Origin of the sequence: Rathayibacter sp. SW19 (genome assembly GCF_030866825.1) — a bacterium.
Lineage (GTDB): Bacteria > Actinomycetota > Actinomycetes > Actinomycetales > Microbacteriaceae > Rathayibacter_A > Rathayibacter_A soli.
Genome location: NZ_CP133020.1, coordinates 3,822,526 through 3,835,929 on the forward strand (window position 1 = coordinate 3,822,526; position 13,404 = coordinate 3,835,929).

The window sequence follows — 13,404 nt, forward strand, 5'->3', positions numbered from 1 at the left end:
TCAGCGGGAGCGGCCGGTCTCGCGTCGCCGTCGCGGCCGGGCGCGCCGTACGCCGAGACCGAGCAGCGCAAGGCCTATCACAAGCAGCGCGAGTGGGGTGGGAAACGACGGCGACTCCTCGGTGACGCCGCTTGTCGTGCGAGTCGGAGCGGGCAGCGCGGGAGAGGCGGCAGCCGGCCCTGCTTCTCGCGCGGGCGTAGAACCCAGTGAGCCGTCTTCGACGCCACTCGCCGCAGGGTTCGTGATGGCTCTTCCGTGTGCGCCCGTGGCGCGCAGGGATACCGCGGCCGAAATGTCTGCGCTCGGCTCCTCGGCACTGCCACCTGTGGATCCGACCGTCGAAACCGCCGAGACGGATCCGGCCTGTTGCGGGAGCAGCCGTCGCAGCCCTGCGGTTAGCGTCGGCAGCATCACATCTCCGTAGGCGGCGCTGACTCCGTGGGACAGGCCGAGGCGGTGTCCGATCTCGTGCAGCAGCACGGAGAGCAGGTCGACCCGGCCGAACGCGGCGCCGCCGGCCTGCGCGATGAGGTCCCCGCCGTCTGCGGCGAACGCGGCATTCGTGGTATCGGTGTACCAGCCGAATCCGGCGGCGTCGGCATCCAGATAGACGGTCGTTCCGATGGTGTCGCCGTATTCGCCGCCGGGCAGCGTGGTGATCACGAATCGGGTGGCGTTCAGCGTCGCGAGGTCGGCACCGTGGGCGGCCCAGTCGGCTTCTGCTTCGGCGACCACCGGCGCGAGTTCGCTCGCCGTCAACGGCTGCGTCGATGTCGCGATCTGAGGCGATGCGGCCGCGAGAAGGGTCGTGCCGAGCGTCGGCGGAACGAGGCCGGCCTCGGCGTTGTTCCAAGAGTTGAGCTGGGTCTGCAGGTTGTCGATCGCGGTCGCGTTGCCGCCGGCCAGCGCAGCGTCCACTGCGGCGATCAGCTGTGTCGCGGTGTACGGGTAGTCGATGAACTGACTCGTGGTGTTCAGCAGCGCGGCGATCGCCTGCCGCAGCAGCGCGTTGATGCCTCCGCCGCCGACGTTCAGTCCTTGCAGGAGCGTCATTCCGGAGTAGGCGGACGGAAGCGGACCGAACACTGCCGTCACCAGCAGGGTGGGCGCGAACACAAACGATCCGTCCGCGTTGACCGGCCACGAGCCGACGTGGTTCTTCCAGTAGCCGAGCGTGAAGCCTTCGCCGGCAGCCTCACCGTAATAGCCGGCCACGTCGCTCGCCGTCGCGGTCTGCGCGGTGGTGGGCTGGGTGACGAGCACGGTGGCCGTGTTCTTGTAGGCACCGGGCAGCACGGTGGTGGTGGCCTGGAACAACCAGGTCTCTCCGATGTCGAGCAGCCCGTTGTGGTTGGTGTCGCCGACGTTGTACTGCACGCCGTTGTAGGTGACGAGAACGGGCTGCGGGCTGAACGGCGTGGCTGATCCCCCGCCGTTGTTGTCGATTAGAGACGTGATCGACACGGGGCAGTTGCCGGTATTGGTGACCAGGTAGGTCCAGACGGCGTTCTGACCGACGAGCAGTTCCTTGGCCGGCTGGGTGTTGGCATCCTCAATGGTGGTGGGATGCCACGGGTCGAGCGCGTCCACCGCCTTGTCGATCGTCACCACGGGCTGGTAGCCGAACGAGTAGTTGAGGTCGTTCGCCCAGACCGTGGTCGGGGTCGCCCCGAGAGTCGTTCCGGAGACCAGGATCACGTTCGAGTAGAAGCCGACCGGCGCCACGCGGGATGCGGTGTACTGCCACACCTCACCGGGGTCGAGCTGCCCGTTGTCGTTGGTGTCGCCGATGTTGTGGATGCCGTCGGACCCGAGCACCGGCACCGGGTGCAGCGGGCTCGCCGACCCGCCATTGTCGTCGACGATGGTGATGTTCTGCAGCGGGCTGCCTGTGGTCACGGACACCAGGTAGGTGAACGTGTCGGTGCCGCCTGCCGCGACGATCAGCGGTGCGTTCGGGTTGCGCTCCACCTGGCCGCCCAACTCCTTCGTGACCGTGATGCCGGGCGCGGTTCCGAACAGGTTCGCGGACGTCGTGGCGCACAACTGCACCGAAGTGTCGGCGCACGTGCTCGACAGGTTCGGTTCGCTCGGCACGTTGGCCAGCACCGTCGCGGTGTTCGTGTACTGCCCGAGCGGCACCGTTCCAGTGGCCTCGAACAGCCACGTCTCACCGGGGTCGAGCATTCCATTGTCGTTCGTGTCGCCGGAGATGAAGCCACCGGGGTCCATAACCGGGGCGACACCGAAGCCGCAGCCGGGGCATCCGCCGCCGTCGTCCATCAGGCCGACCACGTCCAGTGATGTCGTGCCGGTGTTCGTGACCAGGTAGCTCCAGGTGACCGTCGAGGCGGCGAGCAGGATCGGGCCGGGAGCGCTGCCCGCGGTCTCGAACCGGGTCGGATGCAGCGGGTCGGCCGCATTCACCGCCTTGGTGATCGTGAGGCTGCTGGTGGAGCCGTAGTAGTAGCTCGAGTCCGTCGCCGTGAGCGCGGTGCCGACGTGCGGCTCGGTGGCGGTGACGGTCACGGTGTTGGCGTAGCTGCCGGCCCGGGCCGGAGCGGTGACGACACCGGCCGACGTGTACTGCCAGATCTCACCGGGATCGAGCAGTCCGTTGTGGTTGACGTCGCCCGCGTTGTATGAGGCGCCGTTGAACGTGACGAGCACGGGCGCCGGGGTGAACGACGTGCCACCGCCGTTGTCGTCGCGGACGCCGGTGACCTTCACCGGGACGTTGCCGGAGGTCGTCACCTGGTAGGTCCAGGTGACCGGCGAGCCGACAGGCAGGTAGAGCGGGGTGGACGCGGTGTCGTGCACGCCGTCGGTGAACTTCTGCACTTGGATGCTCGGCGCCGTGCCGAAGTAGCACGCGGTGCCGGTGGAGGTGTACGTGGTTCCGCCGACCGTGGCCACCAGCAGCACGGTGTTGCAGTTCAAGCCCTGGGCGGCGGTGGAGGCAGCCGAGGTGTATGCCCACACCTCCTTCTTGTCCAGGATGCCATTACCGTTGCTGTCACCGGAGGAATACACCGGGTGGAAGAAGCCGGCCGGGTTGGACGGGTTGCCGTTGTCGTCCGTGATCGTCAGGGCCGAACCCGGAATGGTCAGACCGGTCGGGCGGGTCACCTGATAGGTGAACACGACCGTGCTACCGGCGACCACGTATAGAGGGCTGCCCGAGGAGGTTCCGAGCGTGCCGTTGACCGCCTTGCTGATGGCCACACCGCCCGTGACGGCGCCGGTGTAGTAGGTCGGGTCGCTCGCGGTGACGGACTGGGTCGGCGTCGGCACCGTCTGCGCGGTGACCGTGGACTGGTCGGGATGCAGCCCCGCGATCGCGGTGATGGTCAGCACGCCGGCCGAGGTGTACAGCCAGGTCGCACCGGGCTGCAGGATGCCGGTGCAGCCGCCGGTCACGGCGCAGACCGGGTGGAATCCGTGCGTCGTGTCGGTGACGACCACGTTGGTCAACGCCACCGGGCCGGTGTTCGTCACCAGATAGGTGTAGACGACGGCGTTGCCGACCGTCACGTAGGCGCCCGGCGGGGTGTTGGCATCCTCGTACGGGGTCGGGGCGGTGGGCACTACTGCGTTCACCGCGGTGTGCAGCCCGATGCTCGGCCCGACTCCGGTGTACACGGCGATGTCGGTGGCGGTGATGGTGCGCACGCCCGCGGTCACCGTCGCAACAGCAGTGTTCAGATGCTGCCCGAGTTGGGCGGTGGTGGTCCACAGGTAGACCCAACCCTCGCCGGGATCGAGGACGCCGTTGCAGTTCGTGTCGCCGACGTTGTAGCTGCCGCCGTTACACGACACGAGATCGGGCGTGAGCTGCCCGCCCGCGAGGGACGGCCCGTGCGTGTTACCCGGGATGCCGGCGTCGTCGACGATGTTCACGACGGTGAGGCTCTGGCTGCCGATGTCGGTGAGCAGATACGAGAACGTGATCGTCGCGCCGACCAGCACGGTGGGGCCGGGCGCGGTGTTGGCATCCTCTGCTGCCGTCGGGTGCTGGGGATCGAGCGCGTCGATCGCCTTCACGAGTTGCAGGTCGGGCACGATACCGGTGTAGAAGGACTGCGAGGACGCCGTCACCGTCAGGTGGTTCGTCGCGTCGTAGCCGACCACGGTGATGGTGTTCTCGTGCGTGCCGAGCAGTGCCGCGGCAGGCGCTCCGAGCGCACCGGCCGAGGTGTAGAGCCAGGTCTCCCCCGGATCGAGCAGCCCATTGCCATTGGTGTCACCCGAGACGTACACCGGCGTGAACGGCGCTCCCCCGCCATTGTCATCGACGATGGAGATGATGTGCAGCGGGTTGTTACCCGGGTCGGTGACGAGGTAGGTGAAGACCAGCGGGTGGCCGACCGCGAGGGTCTCGCCCGGCGCCACTCTCGCCTCCTCCGCGACGGTCGGGTTCGACGGGTTCGCGGCGTCGATGGCCTTGCCGACGGCGATGCGGTCGGTCGGCATGCACGGGCAGGGCGTGTTCATCACCGGGCCGGGGGTGTTCGGCGAGGCGAACGGCCTGATGTTCGCCGTCTTGTGCACGTCGATGCCGACCCCGCCGAGGTTCTCCGGCATCGGGTTGAACGGCGGGCCCGCCTGCTGGTGCCAGCCGGCGTCGTGCTGCAGCGTCAGCCCGAGCTCGCCGTACGGCTCGCCATTGCGCGACGCGATGCCGCTGTAGGTCGTGTCGTACGCCGCGTAGCGCAACTGAAGCGTCTGATCGGCGCCGTCGCTGGCCGACAGCGCGTACAGGAACACCGGTAGCGCCGGCTGCAGCGTGCGGCTGATCGTCGGCATGCCGAACGGCGAGAACGGCACGTAGTAGCTGTTGTGGTTGCCGACCCAGTCGATCAGCCGGTCGCCACCGGTGCCGGCGAAGAAGATGTCCTGCCCAGCACCGCCGTACGCCAGCGCCTCCCATGCCGGGGTTCCGTACACGTCGTTGCCGGTCGGCAGGCTGAAGGTGCCGTTGCCGTTATCGACCAGGTTCGGCACCGGGCCGTCGTTCAGGCCGCCGTCCTCGAACGTACTGGCCCGCAGGTCGACCACGTCGTTGCCGGTGCCCGCATACACTCGCACCCGGCCCATTCCGGCTACGATCCAGTCGTTGCCGAGGTCGCCGAAGATCGCCTTGTCACCGGTGGTCGGCATCTGCGGGTCGCCGGTGCCCGGATACCAGGTGGTGTCCAGCGGCATGCCCGCATCGGTCGGGTCGAAGGTGAGGAAGAAGGGCAGGCATCCGGCTTGCTGCGGCGTGCTGCCGGCGGCCCACTCGCAATCCAGCGGGTTGTAGACGCCGGGGTTCGGGTTCACCACGTCGGCGTTCAGCCAGATCTGACGGCGCGGGTCGTTGACGTTGAAGTACGACGCCTTGCCGATCTGTTCGGCGCGGCCGGCGTTGCCCGGTGCGGTGGTCGTGATCGGCACCCAGCCCATCGCGTTGCCCGGGTTGAACGGGTGGTACCAGTCTGTCTCGATCGGCGCGGTATTCACCGCGTTGCCGTTCATGTCGAAGTTGTCGGCGTACCCGACCTCGGGAGCCTCGGCTCCCGACAGCGCGGACTGTCCCGGCCCACCGTGGATCACGCCGTCGCCCCAGCCGCCGTAGATGATGTTGTGGCCGTAACGCGGCTGGTAGTACGGGCAGGTCTTGTCGTTCGGCGCGCAGCCAGCCGCGAAGCTCGGGCTGCCGTTCGCCGCCGGATCCCAGTTGTACGGCACCAGCACGGCGGTCCAGCGCAGCGCGCCCGCCACGTTGATCTCAGCCTGCTGCGCGTTGCCCGGTGTGCTGATGGTCTGCGACAGCTCGGATGCCGGCACCGGCGCGATGCCATACAGCGGCTCGCCGTAGCTGGAGCTGTTGCGGCTGGCCAGGCAGCGTCCGCCGCCGCCGATGATGCAGGTGTCGCCGCGACCGCCCGAGACCCAGCTGTCGCCGTAGCCGAGGATGATCGTGTCGTTCTGTCCGTCGCCGTAGATCACGTCGTTGGCAGGGCCGCCGTAGATGAACGCGTCGCCCGACTCGGCGTGGATCTCGCTGCCCTGCTGCTGGCACGGCTGCAGGAGTTGCTGCGCGAGCGTCTCGGTGCAGGCCAGCGGCGTGCCGCCGATGTCGCCGACGCCGTTGCTCGCCGCGCTGCCGGTGACCAGCGGGCCGACCTGGCCGGCCAGGTCGGGACCGCCAGGCGTGAAGTCGAGCAGCGTGACCGCGCGCGGGATGATCCGCTCGGTGGCGGTGGGGTATCCGTAGAGGTCGTAGTTGAAGGTGAGGTAGCCGATCGGCGACATCACGCCGCCGGAGGGCGCCTGACCGACCGTGCCGGACGTGCCGACCAGACGGATCACGTCGCCGTTGTTCGCCACGATGACGTTGGAGTCGTGCGCGTGACCGTTCGGGTTGGTCATGCACTGGTTGTTCGCGTAGAGGATGCCGTCGCCGCAGTCTTCGCGGCCGGCGTGGTTGCCGGACTCGCCGAAGATCAGGTTCGAGCCGCTGGCGCGCTCGCTCGGCAGGCTCAGGCTGAACAGGTCGGAGTTGCCGCCGATGATGTCGTTCTGGCCCTGATTGGCAAAGATCGTGTTGTCGCCACGGCCGCCCTCCACGTACGACTCGCCGTAGGCGGCCACGGTGCCGGTGTCGCCGGAGACCAGGCCGGCGCACTGCGCCGGGTCGCCCGTCACGGTGACGGTGTCGCCGTCGATCGCCGTGACAACGCCGGCCGGGAAGCCGTCGACCGTCACAGTCTGGCCCAGAGCGAAGCCGAGGTCCGCCCAGTACTGCCCGTCGGGAAGCGTGATGGTGTGCGCGCCGAAGCTGAGCGTGCCTGTGAACGAGTAGTCGAGTGCGGGCACGTCGTCGAGTGACGGGTTGATCAGCAGGGCGTTGCCCGAGTCGCGGCAGGCGCCGACCCGGTCGCCCACGTAGAAGCCGCGGAATGCGCAGGTGGCGGCACCGCCGAACACGCTGCCGACCGACGGCGAGCCGTTCGCAGGGTTCAGCCCGCCCGGGTCGGTGATGTCGATGGAACCGTGCGCCTGGATGATGTTGTCGTTGCTCTCGCCGAAGATCCACGCGTTGCCCGGGCCGCCCGCGATGTAGTCGGCGCCCTTGTACGCGGAGTCCTGCAGATCCGACGGCACCGGCGAACCGAGCGGCGCAGACAGCGTGATGCCGTCTGGACCGCCCGCCGCGGAGAGGAACACACCCCACCAGGCCATCCCTGTCGGGTCGAGACGCTGGGTGCCGTCGTTGTCGGATGCCCCGATGTTCGGCATGCTCGTGCTGTACAGCTGACTGCCGGTCAGCGTCTGGAACCGCGGGTTCGTGAAGTCGAAGCTGACCCCGAGCAACGACGTGCTGCCCGACGACGTGATCGCAGCCGGGATGCTCGCGCCGGATACGGTGAGCGTGCTCGCCGTCACCCCGGTGATCGTCCAGGACGGCGTGCCGCCCATCTCCGACGTCATGCCGATCTCCAGCGTCATGCCGACGTGGAAGCCGTCGGCGATGAACGAGCCGCCGTCCGTGCGCGTGATCGTGTTCGCACTCGAGGTGAACGCGCCCGTGACGGTGTTGGTGGCGCGGGACAGCCGCGCGCTGCCGCCGATGATCAGGTTCTGGCCGGGGCCGCCCTGCAGGTTGTTCTCGCCGTCGCCGCCGATGAGCACGTTGTCGCCGCCCGAGCCGTACAGCGTCGCATCGCCGTGGTTCTGCGGTGCCGTTGAGGCGAGCGAGAGAATGTCGCCAGCCGTCTGCAACGTCTCGATGCGGCTGTCGCCGAAAGCGGTCGTGCCGCTCGGGGTGCAGTACTCGCTGTTGGAGACGGCACCGGTGGGCCGGCAGTAGCCGTAGGCGGGGCCGACGGTGACGGCATCCGTGACGCTCTGGCCGGGCATGAGGCCGATCGGGTTGCGCGAGAGCGTGGCGACGGTGCCGTCGGCGCTGACCGCGACGATGACCGTTCCGTCGGAGAGGTAACCGGCGGCATCCGTCACCGCGAGGCCGACGTCGCTGGGCAGGAAGCAAGCCGTGCTGCAGGTCAGGGTGGCCTGTCCGTTCAGCGCGCCGGTGACGGAGCGGGCCTGGCCGAGCGCGCCGACCGTGGCCGTCGTCGTGTCCTGCGTCACGACCCCCATCGCTCCGAAGATGACGTTGTTGTAGTCGCCGTACCGGTCGGTGGTCGTCTCACCGGCACCGGGCGCGTCGCCGTAGATGGTGTCGTTACCGGCGGGTGTGCATCCGGTGGCCACGGCGGCGGAGAGCGAGCAGGGCAGTAGGGGATCGGCGTTCGGGTACACGCTGGTGTTGGCGGTCGGGAAGCTGAGGGTGCGGGTGATGACGTCGACGTTGATGCCGTCTGTGCCCAGCAGTAGGTTGTCTCCGCGCTCACCGTAGATCGTGTTGTTGCCCGACCCGCCCGCGATGATGTCGGATGCCTGGCTGCCGTAGACGGTGTTGTCACCGGGGCCTGCATAGATGACCACGCCGATGCTCGGGAGCTGTCCGCCCGGCACTGCTGCGAAGTCGGCGCTCGCGTCGATCACGTTGTTGCCGGTGTGGGCGAACGCGTCGGCGACGGGGAAGATGAACACCGGCGTGCCGTTGCCCGGCTGGTTCGGGAACGGCTTGGTGCCGAACACCCGCGCGGACGGCACGCTCGGGTCGCCGCTGTACCAGGTGCCGTCCTGCGAGGTGCTGCCGTAGACGACGAGCGGCGACTGCGCATACCCGACCGCCGTGACGCCGGTGACGGTCGCGGTCGCGCCGACTGCGGTGAGCGCTGGGCCCGACAGGGTCAGAGTGCTCGCGGTGACGGCCGTCACCGTCCACCCAGCGGTGCCGTTCAGCTGCAGCGCCATGCCGAACACGAACCCGGCGGCCAGCCACGATCCGCCGTCGTTGCGGGTCAGGGTGCTCACCGCGGGCGCGGTGGCGGTCGGCGCGCTGGTCGTGCTCTCGGTGAACGTGCCGTATGCCTCCGGCGGCCCGAATCCGACGATGGTCGCACCGACCAACGTGCCGGGCGTCAGGGCGGGTCCGCCGAGCGTCAGCGTGCTCGCGGTCACCGATTCGACGATCCAGTTCGGCACGCCGTCGATCGACAGCTTCATCGTCGGGTAGAAGCCACCGGTGAGCCACGACCCGCCGTCGTTGCGGGTGATCGTGTTCACGGTCGCCGTGAAGGTGCCGGTCGCGGTGCGGCTGACGTCCTCGGGGCCGGGTCCGCCTCCGCCGGTGATCGTGATGTCGTTGCCGCCCAGCTGTACCGGGTTCGCGCCGGCGGCTGAGTACACGGAGACCGTGGCGACGCACGTTCCGGGAACGCTGGAGCAGGCGACGGGGCTCGGAACCCCTGTCACGGTCAGCACGTCGTCGGTCGGGCCGCCGATGGCGGTGATCACGCCGACGGAGACGCCGTCGACTGTGACGTGCTGTCCGACGGCGAAGCCGAGTTCGCGCCACGACCGCAGGTCGCTGCGGGTGATCGTGTGGTCGGTGAACGTGAAGCCGCCGTGCGAGGTGGTGGCCGGGTCGAAGATGGCGACGGTGCCGGTCACGGCGGAGCCGACGGCGGGCGCGCCGGCCACGCCCGTGAGCCCCGCGAACGTCAGGGTGGCGCCGTTCAGATCCGTGACCAGGCCGAACGGCATCCCATTCCAGAGCAGCTGCTGGCCGACCGCGAACTCGTAGTCACTCCAGTTCTGGCCGTCGGAGCGCGTGATGGTGTTCGAGGTGATCGCGAAGCTGCCGGTGACCTGCAGGTAGCTCGCGCCGCCGCCCTGCACCTGCGTCAGTCCGCCCTGCACGAACATGGTGCCCGGCGTTCCGTCTTCGTTCGTGTACGGGCCCGGCACGAGCGAGCTGGTGATGGTCAGGTGGTCGTTGCCCTGGCCCATCATGAAGTTGAACACCTGGACGGTGGACAGGCCGGCGTTGGTCTGCACGTTGCCGTGCGCATCCACGGTGATGGAACCGAAGCTGATGCCGCTGGGGAACACCGACGGCTCGCCGAAGGTGGGATGCGTCGGGTCACCGGGCACGTACCCCTTGTGTCCGCTGAAGTCCACCCCCGGCCCCATGCCGAAGCCGGTCAGCGCCGTCGAGCTCAGGCAGTCGCCCGGGTTCGCGCCGGTGCAGCTGCCTCCGGCCAGGTTGTCCTGCAGTGAGCCGTCGTCGAAGACGTTCAGCACGTTCACCTGCTGCGACTCCGGCGGCTGGGTGCCGATGCCGAACGGGGCGGCGTTGGACTCGCCGGGGAGCATCACCGGCAGCTGGAGCGCGGCGTAGCTGGTGTCGGTCGGCCCGCCCTCGACGGCCAGCGGGCCGCGGATGTTCGACAGCAGGTGCGGCCGCTTCGGGAACTCGAGCAGGTGGGTGTCGGCGACGGTGAAGTACGGGTCAGCCAGCACCGGAACAGCCACCGGCACATACCAGTTCGTCGAAGTGAACGTGACCTCCGGCGCCCACTCGATGAGGGACATCGACGCGGTGCCCGTGCCGGAGAACGGCAGCGCTCCGACGCTCTCTGCGCCGGTGACCGGATCGAACACCCCGGCGCTCACCGTGAGCACGTCGACGCGACCCGACGTGGTGCCACTCAACGACAGGATCTTGAACAGCGGACCGGTTCCGTCGATCTGGAAGAGCTGGCCGGCGAGGAATCCGTCATCCAGCCAGCTGGACCCGTCGGCCCTGGTCAGCGTTCCGATGCAGTTGCCGCTCACCACCTCGGCGCAGGCGTTGTAGCTGACGCTGCCGGTGAACATCCCCGTGTTGACGATGCGCGAGATCGTGACCCCGGTGAACGTCCCCGTCGTCGGCGCGCTGCCGCAGTTCGCGATGATCAGATTGGTGGCGGTCAGGCTCTGGATCGTGCACGTGGTGGCCGTCGCGTAGCTGCCGCCGGAGAGGGTGATCCGTTGGCCTGCCGCGAATCCGTCGGTGATGAAGCTACCCAGTTCGGACCCGGCCGATTCCGCGATCGAGGTCGAGGTGACGGTCACGTTGCCGGTGAACAGCGCCTTCGTGGTGGGCGCCCCGATCGAGACGATGCTGATGCGCCCGCCGGCCGGGATGACCGTCTGTCCATCGCCGATTAGCGCGACCGCGACGGGCTGGGTGGGCGCCGTCGTCAGCCGCACGGTGTATCCCGAGCCCGGTCCCGGGGTGTCGCACGCGGCATCCCCGCACTTCACGACGACCATGCCGGTCGGCGTCTGCACCACCGCGCCCGGCGTGGAATCGTTCAGCACCAGGATGTCGGTCTGATCGTTGCTCGTCGACACCCCGTCATAGTTCGGGTCGTTGGAGCTTGCGACCATCGTCAGATACGTGTTGTGCGGGTCGGAGAGCGCGAACCAGGTGGCTGCGGAGGCCTGGACGACCACCGGCACGTTCCAGTTGGCGGCGTCGAAGGTGATCGTGTAGCTGCCGGCGTGGATGCCGTCGGGGTTGCTCACGACGGCGAACCGGCTGTCGGAGCTCGACAGCACGACGCGCGGGTCGCTCGGCGTGATCGTGACGGTGACCGTGGCGGCGGGCGCACTGTTCAGGGCGACCCCGTAGTAGCCGTCGATCGCGGTGAGTGCGTTGCCGCTGCCACCGAGAATGGTGTTGCTGGCGTTGCGTGCCGGCAGCACGAACGCGATCGGCCCGCTGCTCGCGGCGACCGGCCGGGACACCGTCACAGTGGTCGAGTCGACGACGGCGAGGATGACCGTGCCCGGCTGGATGAACACGCCGCCGTCGGCTTCCATGATCGGCCGGCCCACGTCGCTGCTGTTGAACGCCGCGGTGGCCGACGTGAAGGTCGTCGTGCCGGTGCTGTGACCGTCGGTGTACACGGCGAACGAGACGAGCCGGCCGGGAAGGGCGAAGCCGATGCCGGATGCGTTCGCCACGGCGGCGGAGAGCAGGACGGTCGTCGGGTTGATGATCTGCAGGATCACCGTGTTCGCCGGGATGGCGGTTCCCCCGTCGATCTCCACGACCTGCTGACCGAGGTCGGAGAGCGTGAAGTGGGCGGAAGAGGAGGTGAACGTTGCGCTGCCGGTGCCCGTGCCGTCGGAGAACGACGACGGCGGCGTGACCCGGCTCGGCAGCGAGAACACGATGCCGGTGCCGGTGCCTACCGTGGTGGAGAGCGGGGTGGAGAGCGTTGCGCTGGAGCCGTTCGCCGACACCGCGACGATCGTGGTTCCGGCTGGGAGGTACCCAAGGCCGTCGATCTCCACGATCTGCTGGCCGACGTCACCCTGCACGAAGGTTGCCGCCGCCGACGTGATGGTCGTGCCGCTGGTGGCGCCGTCGTGGTAGATGCCCGGCGTGTTGTCGTTGCCGAGGTTAGTGACGGCGATGCCCGGTGTTCCGGGGTCGATCTTGGTGACCTCGACATTGCGCACGACGGCGTTGGCGTAGAACGGGTCGGCGGACAGCACGGAGTGGCTGAGCTCGTACACGCGCGTGCCGTCGGCGAGCGTGTCGTTGATCGCGCCGGCCCAGACCAGCTGCGGCACCTGCCAGTTCGTGGGAGTGAAGACGAGCACGACCGACCGCACCGGAACATCCACCCACTGTCCGTCGATGAGGATGTGCCGGTAGAAGTCGGAGTTCGCCGTGGTCGTGCCGACGTTCGGGATGCCGCCCAGCCCGGTCGTGGCCAGCAGGACCGAGTCGCCGTACGGGTTGCCGGTGCGGTTGGAGAGGATGTCCGGCTCGGCCGTGACCGTGATGTACACGGTCGAGGTGGGCGCGCGAGCCAGTCGCACCGAGTACGAATCGATCGTGCCGCTGGGCGGAGAGGTCGTGTTGTCGCCCGTTTCGCGCACGACGGTGCCGCCCGCGTGCTCCGTGATGAGCACGGCACCCTGGCTCGCCTGCGCGACGGACAGGCTCACGCCCGGGATGACGAGGTCTTTGTACAACTCGTCCTGGGTCAGGGTGGCGTGGTTGATCACGGCGCTGGTGCCGTTGATGTCTTGCGAGAACACGTCGCCGACGACGTCGCCCGCCACGTTGATCTGGTTGCTGCCCAGGCCGCCGATCACCCGCACCGCGACGCCCACGGGCGTGGAGAGCACGTCGATGGTGTCGTCGCCCTCGAGCGCGTCGATCTCGATGACCTGGATGTTGCGGTACGACACCGACATGCCCGCGCCGAAGACGCCCTGGTCGGTGACCACGATGTGGTCGGCGAACTCCGTGCCCAGGATGACCAGCTTGTTGAATCCTGTTCCGCCGTCGACGGAGAGCGGGGCATCCATGTTGTATTCGACCTGGTTGTTGCCCGCACCGGTGACCACCTGGGTGTCCGCTGCGGTGGAGTAGCCGTTGGTGGTGATCGGGATCGGCAGGCAGTTCGGAGCCTCGATTGTGGTGCAACCACCGGGCAGGAT

The 13,404-nt window shown here is 68.5% G+C and carries 1 protein-coding gene (only partly in view); it reads right to left on the bottom strand.

Annotated features, from left to right (window positions below):
• Window positions 1–13,404: the final stretch of a CLIPPER-2 domain-containing protein gene (locus QU604_RS17840; protein ID WP_308465952.1), read on the bottom strand. The gene runs 21,339 nt beyond the window's last position; the window shows 13,404 of its 34,743 coding nt (coding positions 21,340–34,743); its start codon lies beyond the right edge, outside the window; the stop codon is at window positions 1–3.